The following is an 18068-nucleotide window of genomic DNA, read 5'->3' as shown; positions in this document are numbered from 1 at the left end:
GGGGATGACCAGTCGACGGTGGCGCGGGTTCACCCCTCGATCGTACGGAGGCGTGGGTGGGCGTCCGTCGGGTGTCCCCGCCGTCGACAGTCGAACTTTCGGGACACCAGGTGACCCCGGATGTTGCACTGTCGACGGCTGAGCCGGTGCGCGAGGCGTCTGTGCAACTTATGGGTCATCAGGTGACCCGGAAGTTGCACAGATCCATGGCCGGGCCCGTCCGAGGCGCCCCCGCGTCGACAGTCGAACTTCCTGGTCACCAGGCGACCCCGGAAGTTCGACAGTCGAGGACTGCAGCCATCGAGAGGACCACAACCCTCGACTGTCGAGGAGAACGGCGGCTCAGCGCACTCGCGAGGCGAACAGCTCGGCGAGGTGGAGGGTGGGGACGTCGGCGAGGTCGTCGAGCTGGACGCGACACGACATGCCGTCGGCGAGGACGACGGCGTCGGGGTGGGAGCGGACGGCCGGGAGCAGGTGGGTCTCGGCGACGGCGACGGAGACGTCGTAGTGGCCCTGCTCCATGCCGAAGTTGCCGGCGAGGCCGCAGCAGCCGGCGACCCGGGTGACGGTGGCGCCGGCCTTCTCGAGCAGGGCCTGGTCGGCGGCCCAGCCGAGGACGGCGTGGTGGTGGCAGTGCGGCTGGGCGACGACCTCGACGCCGGTGAGGTCGGGGAGCTCGAGGTCGAGGCGGGTGACGAGCTCGGCAAAGGTCAGCACGTCGGGCATCTCGCCGACGAGCTCCTCGGCGTCGCTGCGCAGGGTGGCCAGGCACGACGGCTCGAGACCGATCACTGGCACCCCCGAGGCGACGTAGGGCCGCAGCCGCTCGACCGTACGACGCATCAGGGTGCGCGCGGCGTCGAGCTGGCCGGTCGAGATCAGGGTCAGGCCGCAGCACGCGTCGGCGGGGACGACCCGGGCGGTGAGGCCCCGCGCCTCGAGGAACTCGATCGCCGCGTGCCCGTTGCCCGGGAAGAAGTGGTCGCTGAAGGAGTCGGCCCAGATCCACACGTCGGGCGTGCCGGTGACCGGGGGCGCGGAGCGGCGCAGCGTACGACGCGCGAAGGCCGGGATCGAGCGGCGCTGGTCGATGCCGGCCGTGGCGCGGGCGATCCGGGCGACCGGTCCGAGGCGGGTGAGGGCGTTGGCCAGCGGCGCCACCGGCGCGGCGAGGTCGGCCCAGCGCGGCAGCCGGCCGAGCAGGTGGTGGCTGCGGGGACGGCGCACGCCCTGCACGTCGTGCTTCTGGTGCAGCGCCTCGGCCTTGTACGTCGCCATGTCGACACCGGTCGGGCAGTCGGAGGCGCACCCCTTGCAAGCCAGGCACAGGTCGAGCGCGTCGGTGACCGCCGGGTCGGCGAGACCGCCGGGCAGCCCCCCGGTGACGGCCTCCTGCAGCACGCGCGCGCGGCCGCGGGTGGAGTCCTTCTCCTCGTGGGTGGCGAGGTAGGAGGGGCACATGACCCCGGTGGTGCGCGGCGCCACGCACTTGCCGACGCCGGTGCAGCGGTGCACGGCGTCGCCGAGCGAGCCGCCGTCGTGGGGCAGGCGCAGCAGCGGCGTGATCGGCAGCCGCTCGCGCACCGGTCGCAGGGCCTCGTCGAGCGGGTCCGGGTCGACGATGTTGCCGGGGTTGAGCAGGTTGGTGGGGTCGCAGACCGCCTTGACGGCGGCGAAGAGCCGGAGCGACTCGGCGTCGTACATCAGCGGCATCAGCTCCGAGCGCGCGCGGCCGTCGCCGTGCTCGCCCGACAGCGAGCCGCCGTGCTCGCGCAGCTTCAGCGCGCAGGCGGTGAGGAAGTCGCGGAAGACCCGCGAGGACCCGGCGTCGCCGGGCGCGAACGGGAAGTCGATGCGCACGTGGACGCACCCGTCCGCGAAGTGGCCGTAGGGCACCCCGTCGAGGTCGTGGTCGCGCAGCAGGCCGTCGAAGTCGCGCAGCCAGGCGCCGAGCCGCTCGGGCGGCACGGCGGCGTCCTCCCAGCCGGAGTACGCCGGGGTCTTCAGGGAGCGGGCGGCGAGCCCGGCGCCGTCCTCGCGGATGCGCCACAGCGCGGTCGCCTCGGCGGCGGAGCCGACGTGGCGGTGGCCGAGGGCGCCGGACTCGGCGACGACCCGGCCGACCAGAGCGCGGGCGTCGGGGCCGACCAGCTCGACGAAGAGCCACCCGGCGCCGGGCGGCAGGTCGGGCACCGCGTTGCCCTTGGCGCGGACCAGCTCGACGATCCGCGCGTCGAGCCCCTCGCACGCCGTCATCGCGGCGTCCTCCTGCCCAACGGTGGCGGCCAGCAGGGCGGGCACGGCGTCGGCGGCCTCGATCATCGAGGGGTAGCCGAGCACCACGAGCTGAGGGTCGGCCGGGTCCTCGACCAGGCGCACGGTGGCCTCGCGGATCAGCGCGAGGGTGCCCTCGGACCCGGCGAGGAGCCGGTCGAGGGAGCGGCCGCGCTCGGGCAGCAGGTGCTCGAGGGAGTAGCCGCTGACCTGGCGCCCGAAGCGGCCGAACGTCGTGCGCACGTGGCCGAGGTGGCCGTCGACGACGCGGGCGAGACCGGCCTCGACGTCGGCCCGGCTGCCCGCCCCGGGTCCGAAGGCCGCGTCGAGGGCGACGACGTTGTCGACGGTGCGGCCGTAGCCGAGGGCCCGTGAGCCGCAGGCGTTGTTGCCGATCATCCCGCCGATGGTGCAGCGGGGGTGCGTGGACGGGTCGGGGCCGAAGCGCAGCCCGTGCGGCGCGGCCGCACGCTGCAGGTCGGCGTGCACGACGCCGGGCTGGACGCGGGCGGTGCGGGCCTCGGGGTCGATCTCGAGCACCCGGTCGAGGTGGCGTCGGGTGTCGACGACGATGCCGGGGCCCACGGCGTTGCCGGCGATGGAGGTGCCGGCGCCGCGCATGGTGATCGGGGTCTGCGTGACGCGGGCCGCGTCGAGGACCGCGTCGAGCTCGTCGGCCTCGCGGGGGCGGACGACGACCTGCGGCAGGATCCGGTAGAGCGAGGCGTCGGTGGAGTAGAGGGCACGGGCCAGTGGCGAGTCGTCGACGTCGCTCACGCCGCGGGCGCGCAGCTCGGCGACCACGTCGGCGGTGTCAGAAGCGCCGGCGGCGCCCGTCCCGGCCGGGGTCTCGACGGTGGAGCTCACCTCACCAGTGTTCCATCGAGCCGGCGAACACCCGCGCCAGGTCCTCGTCCGTGGGCACCTTGGGCGCACCGGCCAGGAGGCGCTGCTGCTGCACTGCGCCGGCCACGAGGTCGTCGACGTCGGACTCGGTGTAGCCGACCTCGCCGAGGCCGTTGGGGATGCCGATGTCGCGCATCAGCCGGGTCAGCACCCCGGGCAGCACGTCGGGTCCGTCTCCACTCACGTCGGGCTCGAGCAGCCGCGCGGCCGCGAGGTGCCGCTCGGGGCTGGCCTCGAAGGTGAACCGGAACGCCTCCGGCGCCGTCAGCACCACCGCCATGCCGTGCGGCACGATCGCCTCGCCCTCGGGGTAGCCGTCGGGGACGTAGGACCGCACCCGCCCGGCGATCGGGTAGGCGTTGGCGTGCGGGATGTGCAGTCCCGCGTTGCCGAAGCCCATCCCGGCGAACGTCGCCGCGAGCGCCATCTGCTCGCGCGCCTCGTCACGGGCCGGCCCGTCGTCCTCGCGCACGGCGCGCCGGAAGGTGCCGGACAGCAGCCGCAGCGACTCCTGCACCCACAGGTCCGAGATCGGGTTGGCGCCGCAGTAGGGCACCCGCTGCTCGGGGGTCTTGGCGTCGAAGTCGCCGAACCACTTCGCCGTCCAGCTCTCGAGGGCGTGGCACAGGATGTCCATGCCCGAGGCGGCCACGACCATCGCGGGCTGCGAGACGGCCAGCGACGGGTCGACGACGGCGAGGCGGGGACGCAGCGCCGGGTGGCTGATGCCGGTCTTGACGTGGAGCGAGAGCACGTCGAGCACGCACACGGTCGTGCTCTCGCTGCCCGTGCCGGTGGTGGTCGGCACGGCGACCAGCGGCAACAGCGGCTTCTCGGGCGCACGCGCCTTGCCGACCGGGGCGTTGACGTAGTCCATGAGCTCGCCGGGGTTGGTGAGCAGCAGCGCGACCGCCTTGGCGGTGTCGATCGAGGAGCCGCCGCCGACCGCGACGACCCCGTCGAAGGGCCCGGCGTCGCGGGCGAAGGCGATCGCCTCCTCCATCGAGGTGTCGGTGGGCTCGACGCGCGCGCCGTCGAAGACGACGGTCTCGATGCCGTGGGCGCCGATCTGCTCGGCGATCCGGGTCGGGTGGCCGGTCGCCATCACGCCGGCGTCGGTGACGAGCAGCGCCCGCGTGACGCCGTACGTCGAGAGGTCGTGGCCGACCTCGGCACTCGCGCCCGCGCCGAACTTGAGCCCGGGGGCGCCGTAGGTGAAGACGGTCTCGCTCACTCCTGCAATCTACGTCGGCCCACCGACACCGGCAGCGCGGCGGCGCCGCGTCTCGAGAGCGCGCGCGACGACCGGGCGCACGTCCATCTCCCCCAGCCGCGCCAGCGGCACCCACGCCGCCTCCGCGGTGGTGCCGTCCTGCTCGACGACCCGAGGCTCGCCAGCGTCCACAGCGGCGTCGAAGACGACCATCACCGCGTGGAAGTCCTCGCGGCGCCCCGACGGCGCCGTGCCCTCGAAGTGGCTCGAGACCACGTCGAGCACTTCGCCGGGCCGCGCGGTCAGACCGGTCTCCTCGTGCACCTCGCGCACGACCGCGTCGCGCGGGTCCTCGCCGTGGTCGATGCCGCCACCGGGCAGCGTCCAGGCCCCGGGGTGCGGCCCCCGCGCCGAGAGCCGGGTCAGCAGCACCTCGACCCCGGGCCCGTCTCCCGTGTCGGAGCCCCGCGTCACCAGGGCGTACGCCGCGACCCGCTGCAGGCGGAACGGCCGGTGCTCGGCCAGCACCTCGGCCACCATCGGCACGGTCGGCACGGTGCCGTCGAGGACGTCGGCGAGCGGCTTCCAGGCGGCGTCCATGGTCGAGCCGTCGACCTCGACGACGTGCGGCTCGGGGCTGTCGACGGGCACCCAGCCGTCGTAGACGATGCGCAGCGCGTGGGAGTCGGCGCGGCGTCCGTGGCGCCAGGCGTTGCGCACGTGGGCGGAGTAGACGTGGGCGGTCTCGCCGATCTCGACGTCGAGACCGGTCTCCTCGTGCACCTCGCGCACGACGGCGTCACGCGGGTCCTCGCCGTGCTCGACGCCGCCGCCGGGTAGCGTCCACAGCTCCTTGGAGGTGAGCCGGTCGGCGAGGCGGCTCAGCAGGATGCGGTCCTCACGCAGCACGACGGCGTACGCCGCGACGCGCTGGACCTTGCGCACCGGGCGCGTCGGCCGTGCCTGCCGCTTCTCGCCCACCGCTCCAACCTATGCGTCGCCGTCAGCCGGCGGGCCGGGACCCCACGTCGGCGCGATCGCGGCCCGCGGCAGCCCGTCGAGCGCGAAGGACTCGGCCCGCGGCACGGCGTCACCACCGAGGTGCGCGGGGTGCCAGGGCGCCCACTCCCCCGGCCGCGGCCGGTGCTCGGGCAGCCGCTGCAGCGTCTCGAGCCCCGCCTGGAGCACGTGACCCAGCGCCTCGGTCGTCGGCTCGGCCAGGGGCGGGTGGAACACGACGTCGACCAGCCGCCCGCGCGCCGGCGTCGGCCGCGGGAACGGGTCCTCGAGGGTGCGCTTCTGAGGCCACAACCGCTGCCCGCCCCACACGCTCACCGGCACCAGCGGGGCCCCGGTCTCGCGCGCCAGCGCCACGGCGCCGGGCATGAGCGCCCGCACGACGTACGCCGCAGAGATGCCGGCCTCCGGGAAGACGCAGACGGCCTCGGCCTCACGCAGCAGCGCGCGGGCCCGGAGGTACGCCGCGGCCGGGGCGGCCCGGTCGACGGGCACCTGGCGCATCCGGTCCATCGCCGCGCCGACCACCGGCACGCCCCAGATCTCGTGGCGGCACAGGAACCGCGCGAGCCGACCACCCGAGCCGGCCGGACCCGCGAGGAGCGCCTGCTGCACGAAGACGAAGTCGGGGAACGACACGTGGTTGGCGGCGAGCACCACCGGCCCGGTCGCCGGCACGTGCTCGTGGCCCGCCGAGCGGACGGTCAGGTCGAGGGCGCGCAGCAGCCCCCGCCCGCCGGCGACGACCGCACGCTGCAGCCCGTCCCCGCGCCGACGCCCGACCCGCGCCACGGCTCAGCTGAACGGCGGGCGCGCGTCGACCGCGAGGGAGCGGCGCCCGGCCCAGCGCCAGACCCGCGCCGCCCGATCGCGGTCCTCGTCGGTGACGAGGTTGCCCATCCAGCGCAGCGCCAGCGTCATCAGCCAGTCCGAGCGCATCCCGAGTGGCCCGAGGCTCTTGAGCACGCCCGGCACCGTCGTCAGACCGGCCAGGCGCCGGGCGATCGAGAACGCCTCGCCGTAGTGCTCGCGCAGCAGCGCCGGCCACGCGGTCTCGAGCCGCTCGCCGGCGGCGATGCTGTCGGCCACCAGACGACCGGTCTCGAGGCCGTAGTCGATGCCTTCCCCGTTGAGTGGGTTGACGCACGCGGCCGCGTCGCCGATGAGCGCCCAGTTGGGCCCGGCCACGCCGCTGACCGCGCCGCCCATCGGTAGCAGCGCGCTGGTCGGGGCCCGCAGGTCGCCGGAGAGGCCGAAGTCGGAGCGACGCTGCTCGGCGTAGTAGGCCATGAGCGGCTTGATCGCGAGCTCCGCGGGGCGCTTGCTGGTCGCGAGCGCACCGACGCCGAGGTTCACCTCACCGGTGCCGAGCGGGAAGATCCAGCCGTAGCCCGGCAGCACGGTGCCGTCCTCGCCGCGCAGCTCGAGGTGGCTGCTGATCCACGGGTCGTCCGACATCGTGCTCGCGACGTAGGAGCGTCCGGCCACGCCGTAGACGGTGTCGCGGTGCCACTCGCGACCGAGCTGCTTGCCTAGCGGCGAGCGCACGCCGTCGGCCACGACCAGGTGGCGGCACGCGATCTCGCTCTCGCCGGTGGCGGTGCGGAACGTTACGCCCTCGACCGCGCCGTTCGAGCCGCGGCGTACGCCGACCGCACGGGCGCCGTCGACGGCCGTCGCGCCGGACTTGATCGCGGTCGTGCGCAGGTGGTCGTCGAGCTCGGTGCGCGGCACGGCCGAGCCCCACTCCGGCAGGGTGTCGCTCGAGGCGACGCCGCGTCCGGCCGACCAGGGCAGCAGCAGTGTCTGCCCGAAGCCGTGGGCGCGCAGGCCCCGGTTGACCGGGTGGGCCCGCAGCCAGTCCTCGAGGCCGAGCGCGGTCATCTCGTGGACCGCGCGCGGCGTCAGTCCGTCGCCGCAGGTCTTGTCGCGGGGGAAGACCGCCGCGTCGGCGAGCACCACGTCGGCGCCGCCCCTGGCCGCCCAGGCCGCCGCGGCCGACCCGGCCGGACCGGCTCCCACGACGAGGACGTCGGCGCTGGAGGGCGTGCTGCTCACCCCTCCAGTGTCTCAGGCCCCCGAAGAGCCCGGGAATCAGCGCTCAGACCTCGGTGCTGAACTCCTCGTCGGTCTGCTCGTAGTCCTCGGAGTCGGTGAACATCCCCTTGGCCGCGTCGAAGTCGCGGTCGGTGTTGTCCACCTCGGCGTGGTCGGGCCGGTTGTCGGGGTCGAGGCGTCGCTCCCGCTCCTCGGCGATCGCCGCCTCGTCCTCCGGGTCGATCTCGGCCTCCTCCGACGTAACGCCGGACTCCGCGTCTGACTCTGCGTCTGAATCTGTGCCGCTCATCACACGGCGGTACCCGAGATGGCCAGTCCCGTCATCTCCTCGCTGACCTCCCAGATGCGCGCGCCGTCCTCCGCGCTGCGCAGCGACCGGTAGGGCCGCTGCTCAGCCGGCGGGCCGCCGAGGTGCCCGAGACCGCGCGGACCGTAGAAGCCTCCGCCCACCGCCTCGGGCGACGTGGCGGCGAGCAGCGCCGGACCCGTGGCCGACTCGGGGGTGCCGACCAGGATCCCGCGGCGTGACAGCGCCCGGATCAGCCGGACCTCGCGACTGTCCTCCGCACGTCCCAGCTCGGGCTGGGCGGCGAGCAGGTTGGTCGGCGCGACGCCCGGGTGCACCAAGTTGCTGGTGACGCCCCAGCCGCCCGCGGCGCTGCGGCGTTCGAGCTCGAGGGCGAAGAGCCCCACCGCGACCTTCGAGGAGGCGTACGCGCGGAACGGGTGGTAGTCGCGCTCCCAGTTCAGGTCGTCCCAGCGCACCGTGCCGCGGTTCGCGGCCACGCTCGTCACCGAGGTCACCCGTCCCCGCCCGGCGACGAGCAACGGCATCAGGTGCGCCACGAGGGCGACGTGCCCGAGGTGGTTGGTCGCGAGCTGCAGCTCGAACCCGTCCGGGCTCGTGCGGCGCTCCGGGGGCGCCATCACCCCTGCGTTGGCGATGAGGACGTGGACGGGATCTCCCTCGGCGCGCAGCGCCTCGCCGAGGCGGGCCACCGACGCGAGCGAGGCGAGGTCGAGCTCGCGCAGCGTCACGCGTGCTTGCGGGTGCTCGTCGCGGATCGAAGCCACGGCTGCGTCGCCCTTGGCGCGGTTGCGGACCGGCAGCACCAGGTCGGCGCCCGCACCGGCGAGCCGGGCGGCGAGCCGCAGACCCATCCCGTCGCTGGCGCCGGTGACGACCACGCGCCGACCGGTGAGGTCGGGAACGGTCGGGTCGGGCTGGGTGCGGGGCATGTCGTCTCCTGGGTGCAGCCCTCCTCGGGGACGGTCCGCCGGGGTGCGGGCTGCGGTCGGGCACCACGCTGCCTCGCGCCGCGGGGCGCAACCACGGTCTGTCAGTCCGTGGCTCCGGGCTCGGGGTCCGGGTAGGAAGGACACGTGATCGACCGCTCCGGCCTGGCCGGCTTCCTGCGCAGCCGCCGCGAGGCGCTGCAGCCCGAGGACGTCGGCCTGCCACGTGGCCAGCGACGTCGCACGAGCGGCCTGCGGCGTGAGGAGGTCGCGGGCCTGTGCCACATGTCGACCGACTACTACTCCCGGCTCGAGCAGGAGCGCGGCCCCCAGCCCTCCGCGCAGATGGTCGCCGCGATCGCGCAGGGGCTCCGGCTCGACCTGGACGAGCGCGACCACCTGTTCCGGCTCACCGGACACCCCGCGCCCGGTCGCGGGTCACCCGGCGACCACGTGTCCCCGGGGCTGCTGCGCATCCTCGACCGCCTCGACGACACCCCGGCCGAGGTCGTCAGCGAGCTCGGCGAGACGCTGCGCCAGACCCGGCTCGGCGTCGCGCTCACCGGCGACCTCACGTCGTACGTCGGACCGGCGCGCAGCCTCGGCTACCGATGGTTCACCGACCCGGCGACCCGGGCCCGCTACGACCCCGACGAGCACGAGTTCCTGAGCCGGATGTGGGCCTCGGGGCTGCGCGGCCTCCTCGCCCTGCGCGGGCCCGCCTCGCGCGCCGCCCACCTCGCGGAGCTCCTGCTCGAGCAGAGCGAGGAGTTCCGTGAGGTGTGGGCGCGCCACGAGGTCGGCATCACCCCGCGGGAGACCAAGCGCTTCCTGCACCCCGACGTCGGACCGCTCGAGCTGACCTGCCAGAGCCTGGTCGACACCGGCCAGTCCCACCACCTGCTCGTCTACACGGCGGTGCCGGGCACGCCCAGCCACGAGCGTCTCCAGCTGCTCGACGTGGTGTCGCCTCAGCGGTAGGCCTTGTGCGACAGCAGGTGCACGTCGGTGTCGGCGCACCCGGTGGTCGGGTGCTCCACGAACTGCGAGCGGGTCTCGTCCGGCAGGTAGACCCGGAACCCCGCGACCTTCTGCGGGTCGCACTGCTGGTCGGAGTAGGGTCCGGTGGAGGTCTCCTCGACCTGGCTGCGCACCCGCTCGCCGGGCGCCACGAGCGTGCGCGGCGTGGGGCTCTTCGTGCGGTCGGCCGCGGCACCGACCTGACGCCCGTGCGTGCCCCCGACGTACGACAGCCCGCCGTAGCCCTGGACCCAGCACGACTGGTCGGAGGTGTTGCGCAGCACGATCCGGCCGTAGACGTGGCCCGCCGCGCCCTGCCCACCGGCGTACGACGCCGTCAGCTCGGCGTTGGTGCACTCCGGCGGCGCGGCCGCGCTGGTGGCGGCCCCCGCGGCGGGGGCGACGGCGAACGCGGTGGTCGCGACGAGCGCGGCGGCCGCGAGGGTGCGGAAGGGGTGGTGCATCTGCTCCTCCTCAGGACCTCGGACGCCGTGGTCGGCGTCCTGTCACGAGTGTGATCCGCGAAGGTGCAGAGGAGTTGCGGGTGCGCGCTGAACTTCTGCTGAGAAGCGTCGACGGTGGTTGAGGAGGTCGCGCTGGCGACCGTCTCGAAACCACCTGCCGTCGGTCAGGTGGTTTCGAGACAGGACTTCGTCCTTCCTCAACCACCGCCAGCAACGCCGACGCCCCCGGCAGCCGAGGCTGCCGGGGGCGTCGTGCGTCGAGCGGGTGACTCAGTTCTGGTAGGACCCGAAGTCGAAGTCCTCCAGGGCGACCGCCTGTCCGCCGGAGCCGGCGAACTCGTAGTCGTAGGAGTCGTAGCCGGTGACGGAGTACGCCGCGGCGCGGGCCTCCTCGGTCGGCTCCACCCGGATGTTGCGGTAGCGCTCCAGGCCGGTGCCGGCCGGGATCAGCTTGCCGATGATCACGTTCTCCTTCAGCCCGCGCAGGCTGTCGGAGCGACCGTTGATCGCGGCGTCGGTGAGCACGCGGGTGGTCTCCTGGAAGGAGGCCGCCGAGAGCCACGACTCGGTCGCGAGCGAGGCCTTGGTGATGCCCATGAGCTCGGGACGACCCGAGGCCGGCTTGCCGCCCTCGGAGACCACGCGGCGGTTCTCCTCCTCGAAGGTCACGCGGTCCACGAGGTCGGAGGGCAGCAGGCGGGTCTCGCCCGACTCCAGCACCGTGATCCGGCGCAGCATCTGCCGCACGATGATCTCGATGTGCTTGTCGTGGATCGCCACGCCCTGCGAGCGGTACACCGACTGGACCTCGTCCACCAGGTGCTGCTGGGTGCGACGGACACCGAGGATGCGCAGGACCTCCTTCGGGTCGGGCGTGCCGACCGTCAGCATGTCGCCGACCTCGATGTGGTCACCGTCGGAGACCAGCAGGCGCGAGCGGCGGCTGACGACGTACTCGATGACGTCGGAGCCGTCGTCGGGCGTGACGAGGACCTTGCGGGCCTTGTCGCTGTCCTCGATCTCCACGCGACCGGCGACCTCGCTGATCGGCGAGACACCCTTGGGCGAGCGGGCCTCGAAGAGCTCGACCACGCGGGGCAGACCCTGCGTGATGTCGTCGGCCGAGGCCACACCACCGGTGTGGAAGGTGCGCATCGTCAGCTGCGTGCCGGGCTCACCGATGGACTGCGCGGCGATGATGCCGACCGCCTCACCGATGTCGACCAGCTTGCCGGTGGCCAGCGAGCGGCCGTAGCACTTGGCGCAGGTGCCGGTGCGGGCGTCGCAGGTCAGCACGGAGCGGACCTTGACCGTCTCGATGCCGGCGGCGATGAGCTCACCGATCTTGACGTCGCCGAGGTCGTCACCGGCGCCGGCGAGGACCTCGCCGGTCTCCGGGTGGGTGATCTCGACGGCCGCCGTGCGGGCGTACGCCGCGGTCTCGGCGTTGTCGTCCTTGCGGACGGTGCCGTCCTCGGTCTTAACGCCGATGCGCTTGTCGAGACCGCGCTCGGTGCCGCAGTCGTCCTCACGGATGATGACGTCCTGCGACACGTCGACGAGACGACGGGTCAGGTAGCCCGAGTCCGCCGTGCGCAGCGCGGTGTCGGCCAGACCCTTGCGGGCACCGTGGGTCGCGATGAAGTACTCGAGGACGGTGAGGCCCTCACGGAAGTTCGACTTGATCGGACGCGGGATGATCTCGCCCTTCGGGTTCGCCACCAGACCACGCATGGCAGCGACCTGCCGGATCTGGTTCATGTTCCCCGACGCACCCGAGTCCACCATCATGTAGATGGGGTTCTTCTTGTCGAAGTTCTTCTCCATCGCGTCACCGACCATGCGCGAGGCCTCGGTCCAGATCTCGATGAGCTCCTGGCGACGCTCGTCGTCGGTGACCAGACCGCGCTCGAACTGCTTCTGCACGCGCTCGGCCTGCGCCTCGTAGCCCGACAGGATGTCGGCCTTGTCGGCGGGGGTGACGACGTCCTCGATCGACACGGTCACACCGGAGCGGGTGGCCCAGTGGAAGCCGGTGTCCTTGAGGGCGTCGAGCGAGGCCGCGACCTCGACCTTGGTGTAGCGCTCGGCGAGGTCGTTGACGATCGCGCCGAGAGCCTTCTTGCCGACCTCGTAGTTCACGAACGGGTAGTCGGCGGGCAGGGTCTCGTTGAACAGCGCCCGACCCAGGGTGGTCTCGAGGGTCAGCGGCTGACCCGCCTCGACCTCCTCGACCTCCTCGCCGAGCGGCGGCACCACGTCGGTGAAGCGGATCTTGATCTTCGACTGCAGCGTGATCTCGCGGCGGTCGAAGGCCATGATCGCCTCGGCCGACGACGCGAACGCGCGGCCCTCGCCGGGCTCGCCCTCGCGGTCGGTGGTCAGCCAGAACAGACCGATGATCATGTCCTGCGAGGGCATGGTCACCGGACGGCCGTCCGAGGGCTTGAGGATGTTGTTGGTCGACAGCATCAGGATCCGCGCCTCGGCCTGGGCCTCGGCCGACAGCGGCAGGTGCACCGCCATCTGGTCACCGTCGAAGTCGGCGTTGAACGCGCCGCAGACGAGCGGGTGGATCTGGATGGCCTTGCCCTCGATCAGCTGCGGCTCGAAGGCCTGGATGCCGAGGCGGTGCAGCGTCGGTGCGCGGTTGAGCAGCACCGGGTGCTCCATGATGACCTCTTCGAGGACGTCCCAGACCATCGCGTAGCGCGAGGCACCGGAGGTCGCGCGCTCGACCATCCGCTTGGCGGACTTGATGTTCTGCGCGTGCGAGAGGTCGACGAGCCGCTTCATCACGAAGGGCTTGAAGAGCTCCAGCGCCATCATCTTCGGCAGACCGCACTGGTGCAGCTTGAGCTGCGGACCCGAGACGATCACCGAGCGGCCGGAGTAGTCGACGCGCTTGCCGAGGAGGTTCTGGCGGAAGCGACCCTGCTTGCCCTTGAGCATGTCGGACAGCGACTTCAGCGGCCGGTTGCCCGGGCCGGTGACGGGACGACCGCGGCGGCCGTTGTCGAACAGCGAGTCGACGGCCTCCTGGAGCATCCGCTTCTCGTTGTTGACGATGATCTCGGGCGCACCGAGGTCGAGCAGCCGCTTGAGGCGGTTGTTGCGGTTGATCACGCGACGGTAGAGGTCGTTGAGGTCCGAGGTCGCGAACCGGCCACCGTCGAGCTGCACCATCGGGCGCAGGTCCGGCGGGATCACCGGGACGGCGTCGAGCACCATGCCCTGAGGCTGGTTGCCGGTCTTGCGGAACGCGTCGACGACCTTGAGGCGCTTGAGGGCGCGGACCTTCTTCTGGCCCTTGCCGGTCGCGATGGTCTCGCGGAGGTTCTCGACCTCGGCCGCGATGTCGAAGGACTGCAGGCGCTTCTGGATCGCCGTGGCGCCCATGTGGCCCTCGAAGTACTTGCCGAACCAGTTCTTCATCTCGCGGTAGAGCATCTCGTCGCCCATGAGGTCCTGGACCTTGAGCGACTTGAAGGTGTTCCACACCTCGTCGAGGCGGTCGATCTCGCGCTGCGCACGGTCACGCAGCTGCTTCATCTCGCGCTCGGCGCCGTCGCGGACCTTGCGACGCTGGTCGGCCTTGGCCCCCTCCGCCTCCAGGGCGGCGAGGTCCTCCTCCAGCTTCTTGGTGCGGTCCTCCAGCGACTGGTCGCGGCGCTTCTCGAGGCGCTCGCGCTCCAGGCCGACCTTGCCCTCGAGCGAGGACAGGTCGCGGTGACGGGCGTCCTCGTCGACCGAGGTGATCATGTACGCCGCGAAGTAGATGACCTTCTCGAGGTCCTTCGGGGCGAGGTCGAGCAGGTAGCCGAGCCGGCTCGGGACACCCTTGAAGTACCAGATGTGGGTGACCGGGGCGGCCAGCTCGATGTGGCCCATCCGCTCGCGGCGGACCTTGGAACGGGTCACCTCGACGCCGCAGCGCTCGCAGATGATGCCCTTGAAGCGCACGCGCTTGTACTTGCCGCAGTAGCACTCCCAGTCCCGGGTGGGACCGAAGATCTTCTCGCAGAAGAGGCCGTCACGCTCGGGCTTGAGCGTGCGGTAGTTGATGGTCTCCGGCTTCTTGACCTCGCCGTGGCTCCAGGTGCGGATGTCGTCCGCGGTGGCCAGGCCGATCTTCAGCTGATCGAAGAAGTTGACGTCGAGCACGTAGGTGTCCCTCGTTAGATCTGTGGTGCTGCAGTAAAGGGGGGCGGAGAGGGGGTTTCGAGACAGTCGCTGCGCGACTTCCTCAACCACCGGTTCGTCACCGGTGGTTGAGGAGGGCCGCTAGGCCCGTCTCGAAACCACCTGACTCACACCTCTTCGACGGAGCTGGGCTCGCGGCGCGACAGGTCGATCCCGAGCTCCTCGGCGGCGCGGAAGACGTCCTCCTCCGCGTCACGGAGCTCGATCTGCGAACCGTCCTGGCTCAGGACCTCGACGTTCAGGCAGAGCGACTGCATCTCCTTGACGAGAACCTTGAACGACTCCGGGATGCCCGAGTCGGGGATGTTCTCGCCCTTGACGATCGCCTCGTAGACCTTGACGCGACCGGGCACGTCGTCGGACTTGATCGTCAGCAGCTCCTGCAGGGCGTAGGCGGCGCCGTATGCCTCCATCGCCCAGACCTCCATCTCGCCGAACCGCTGGCCACCGAACTGGGCCTTACCGCCCAGCGGCTGCTGCGTGATCATCGAGTAGGGGCCGGTGCTGCGCGCGTGGATCTTGTCGTCCACGAGGTGGTGCAGCTTGAGGATGTACATGTAGCCGACCGAGACCGGGTCCGGGAACGGCTCGCCGGAGCGACCGTCGAACAGCGCGGCCTTGCCGTCCTCCTTGACGACGCGGACGCCGTCGCGGTTGGGCGTGGTCGCACCGAGCAGACCGGTGATCTCGTCCTCGCGCGCACCGTCGAACACCGGCGTCGCGACGCGGGTGTTGGGCTCGGCCTTGTCGGCGTGGATCGCGATGAGGCGGTCCTTCCAGTCGGCCTTGCCCTGGTCGTCGTGGAGCGCGAGGTCCCAGCCCTGCTTGGCCAGCCAGCCGGTGTGCAGCTCGAGGATCTGGCCGATGTTCATGCGGCGCGGGACACCGAGCGGGTTGAGCACGACGTCGACCGGGGTGCCGTCCTCCATGAACGGCATGTCCTCGATCGGCAGGATCTTCGCGATGACGCCCTTGTTGCCGTGGCGACCGGCGAGCTTGTCGCCGACGGAGATCTTGCGCTTCTGCGCGACGTAGACGCGGACGAGCTGGTTGACGCCCGGGGGCAGCTCGTCGCCCTCCTCGCGGTCGAAGACGCGGACGCCGATGACGGTGCCGGACTCGCCGTGCGGGACCTTCATCGAGGTGTCGCGCACCTCGCGCGCCTTCTCACCGAAGATCGCGCGGAGCAGGCGCTCCTCGGGGGTCAGCTCGGTCTCGCCCTTCGGCGTCACCTTGCCGACCAGGATGTCGCCCGTGGTGACCTCGGCGCCGATGCGGATGATCCCGCGCTCGTCGAGGTCGGCCAGCATCTCCTCGGAGACGTTGGGGATGTCGCGGGTGATCTCCTCGGGGCCGAGCTTGGTGTCGCGCGCGTCGACCTCGTGCTCCTCGATGTGGATCGAGGTGAGGACGTCCTCCTGGACCAGCCGCTGGCTGAGGATGATGGCGTCCTCGTAGTTGTGGCCCTGCCACGGCATGAAGGCGACGAGCAGGTTGGTGCCCAGCGCCATCTCGGCCAGGTCGGTGCACGGACCGTCGGCGATCGGGCTGCCGGCCTCGAGCCGGTCGCCCTCGCTCACCAGCGGGCGCTGGTTGATGCAGGTGCCCTGGTTGGAGCGGCGGAACTTGTCGAGGCGGTACGTCGAGTAGGTGCCGTCGTCGTTCATCGTCTCGACGATGTCGGCGGACACCTCCTTGACCACACCGGCCTTCGTCGCGGTGACGACGTCACCGGCGTCGACGGCGGCGCGGTACTCGATGCCGGTGCCGACCAGGGGCGAGTCGCTCTTGATGAGCGGCACGGCCTGGCGCTGCATGTTGGCACCCATGAGCGCGCGGTTGGCGTCGTCGTGCTCGAGGAACGGGATCAGCGCGGTCGCGACCGACACCATCTGGCGCGGCGAGACGTCGATGTAGTCGACCTCGGCCGCCGGGACCTCGGAGACCTCGCCGTCGCGCTGGCGGACCAGGACCCGCTCGTCGACGAAGCGCATGTCCTCGCCGATGACGGCGTTGGCCTGCGCGATGACGTAGCGGTCCTCGTCGTCGGCGGTGAGGTAGTCGACCTGGTCGGTGATGAGCCCCTGCTCCACCTTGCGGTAGGGGGTCTCCACGAAGCCGAACGGGTTGATGCGCCCGTAGGAGGCCAGCGAGCCGATCAGACCGATGTTGGGACCCTCAGGGGTCTCGATGGGGCACATGCGGCCGTAGTGCGACGGGTGGACGTCGCGGACCTCCATGCCGGCGCGGTCGCGGGACAGACCACCGGGACCGAGCGCCGAGAGACGACGCTTGTGCGTCAGCCCGGCGATCGGGTTGGTCTGGTCCATGAACTGCGAGAGCTGCGAGGTGCCGAAGAACTCCTTCAGCGCCGCGACGACGGGGCGGATGTTGATCAGCGACTGCGGCGTGATCGCCTCGACGTCCTGGGTCGTCATCCGCTCGCGGACCACGCGCTCCATGCGCGCCAGGCCGGTGCGGAGCTGGTTCTGGATCAGCTCGCCCACGGTGCGCATGCGACGGTTGCCGAAGTGGTCGATGTCGTCGGCCGCGATCTCGAGGGCACCCTGCGGGCTCTCGACCTCGGTCTGGCCGTCGTGCAGCGCCACGATGTAGCGGATGGCGGCGACGATGTCGCTGAGGGTCAGCGTCTGCTGGTCGAACGCCTCGGTGAGGCCCAGCTTCTTGTTGACCTTGTAGCGCCCGACCTTGGCCAGGTCGTAGCGCTTGGGGTTGAAGTAGTAGTTGTTCAGCAGCGTCTGCGCCGCCTCGCGCGTGGGGGGTTCACCCGGACGCAGCTTGCGGTAGATGTCGAGCAGCGCGTCGTCCTCGGCCTGCGTGTTGTCCTTGTCGAGGGTGAGCTCGATGGACTCGTAGGCGCGACCCTCGGTGGAGGCCGGGTCGGCGAACTCGCGGCGGATGTCCTCGACGGTCATGCCGAGGGCCTTGAGCAGGACGGTGACGTTCTGCTTGCGCTTGCGGTCGAGGCGGACGCCGACCATGTCGCGCTTGTCGATCTCGAACTCGAGCCAGGCACCGCGGCTGGGGATCAGCTTGGCGGTGAAGATGTCCTTGTCCGAGGTCTTGTCGGCGGAGCGCTCGAAGTAGACGCCCGGGCTGCGGACCAGCTGGGAGACGACGACGCGCTCGGTGCCGTTGATGATGAACGTGCCCTTGGGCGTCATGAGCGGGAAGTCGCCCATGAAGACCGTCTGGCCCTTGATCTCACCGGTGTCGTTGTTGGTGAACTCCGCGGAGACGTAGAGCGGGGCGGAGTAGGTGAAGTCCTTCTCCTTGCACTCGTCCACGGTGTACTTGGGGTCGTAGAAGACCGGGTTCTCGAACGAGAGCGACATCGTCTCGGAGAAGTCCTCGATCGGGGAGATCTCCTCGAAGATCTCCTGCAGACCCGACTTGCTCGAGACGTCCTCGCCGTTGGCGCGACGCCGCTCGACGGCGGCGTCCCACGCCTCGTTGCCGACCAGCCAGTCGAAGCTGTCGGTCTGGAGGGAGAGCAGCTGCGGGACCTCGAGCGGCTCGTGGATCTTCGCGAAGGAGATGCGGTGACCATTGTTACCGCGGTCGGGGCTGGACGGACGGGAGGCTGTGAGCGCCAAGAGTTGTCCTCGTACGAATCGCAGAGTGAATGGCGTCTGGCGACCACTCCCGCACCC

Annotated in this window: 11 protein-coding genes; 1 reads left to right on the top strand and 10 read right to left on the bottom strand. The window is 71.6% G+C overall.

What is annotated here, in order from left to right; translation table 11 throughout:
• Positions 1-342 precede the first annotated feature (342 nt).
• From GRQ65_RS11980 to GRQ65_RS11950, 7 genes are read right to left on the bottom strand one after another with little or no spacing between them, the layout of a single operon-like run.
• On the bottom strand, positions 343-3144 hold the full coding sequence (locus GRQ65_RS11980; protein ID WP_337191672.1) for an FAD-binding and (Fe-S)-binding domain-containing protein: 2802 nt from the start codon (positions 3142-3144) through the stop codon (positions 343-345).
• A gap of 1 nt (position 3145) precedes the next feature.
• Positions 3146-4417 carry an iron-containing alcohol dehydrogenase gene (locus tag GRQ65_RS11975; RefSeq protein ID WP_160878184.1) on the bottom strand — a complete coding sequence of 424 codons (1272 nt, stop codon included), beginning with the start codon at positions 4415-4417 and terminating at the stop codon, positions 3146-3148.
• Positions 4418-4426: 9 nt separating this feature from the next.
• Positions 4427-5377, bottom strand: coding sequence for an NUDIX domain-containing protein (locus tag GRQ65_RS24030; protein WP_337191671.1), 951 nt, complete (start codon positions 5375-5377; stop codon positions 4427-4429).
• 9 nt (positions 5378-5386) lie between these two features.
• A complete protein-coding gene (locus tag GRQ65_RS11965) occupies positions 5387-6205 on the bottom strand; it encodes a 1-acyl-sn-glycerol-3-phosphate acyltransferase (protein ID WP_160878183.1) in 819 nt (272 codons plus the stop codon).
• A gap of 3 nt (positions 6206-6208) precedes the next feature.
• Positions 6209-7471: a geranylgeranyl reductase family protein gene (locus GRQ65_RS11960; protein ID WP_160878182.1), complete on the bottom strand. Its 1263-nt coding sequence runs from the start codon at positions 7469-7471 to the stop codon at positions 6209-6211.
• Positions 7472-7514: 43 nt separating this feature from the next.
• A complete protein-coding gene (locus GRQ65_RS11955; protein WP_160878181.1) occupies positions 7515-7760 on the bottom strand; it encodes a hypothetical protein in 246 nt (81 codons plus the stop codon).
• Entirely contained in the window at positions 7760-8710 is a 951-nt protein-coding gene (locus GRQ65_RS11950; protein ID WP_160878180.1) for an SDR family oxidoreductase, read from the bottom strand. Before GRQ65_RS11950 ends, GRQ65_RS11955 begins: the two co-directional genes overlap by 1 nt.
• 144 nt (positions 8711-8854) lie before the next feature.
• Between GRQ65_RS11950 and GRQ65_RS11945 the strand changes: the two genes are divergently transcribed.
• Positions 8855-9688, top strand: a complete 834-nt coding sequence (locus GRQ65_RS11945; protein ID WP_160878179.1) for an MmyB family transcriptional regulator — start codon at positions 8855-8857, stop codon at positions 9686-9688.
• Here the strand turns inward: GRQ65_RS11945 and GRQ65_RS11940 are convergent.
• The 3 genes from GRQ65_RS11940 to rpoB form a co-directional block, all read right to left on the bottom strand.
• Positions 9679-10191: a DUF4232 domain-containing protein gene (locus tag GRQ65_RS11940; RefSeq protein ID WP_160878178.1), complete on the bottom strand. Its 513-nt coding sequence runs from the start codon at positions 10189-10191 to the stop codon at positions 9679-9681. The genes GRQ65_RS11945 and GRQ65_RS11940 overlap by 10 nt on opposite strands.
• A gap of 270 nt (positions 10192-10461) precedes the next feature.
• Positions 10462-14355, bottom strand: coding sequence for a DNA-directed RNA polymerase subunit beta' (locus tag GRQ65_RS11935; RefSeq protein WP_160878177.1), 3894 nt, complete (start codon positions 14353-14355; stop codon positions 10462-10464).
• A 146-nt stretch (positions 14356-14501) separates the two neighbouring features.
• The gene (rpoB, locus tag GRQ65_RS11930) at positions 14502-18011 is read right to left on the bottom strand and encodes a DNA-directed RNA polymerase subunit beta (RefSeq protein ID WP_237448136.1); all 3510 of its coding nucleotides are present in this window, start codon (positions 18009-18011) and stop codon (positions 14502-14504) included.
• Positions 18012-18068 lie beyond the last annotated feature (57 nt).

Source organism: Nocardioides flavescens (genome assembly GCF_009823805.1).
Taxonomy (GTDB): Bacteria; Actinomycetota; Actinomycetes; order Propionibacteriales; family Nocardioidaceae; genus Nocardioides; species Nocardioides flavescens.
The sequence above is the reverse complement of the archived record's forward strand: the minus strand, read 5'-3'. Positions and strand labels throughout refer to the sequence as shown.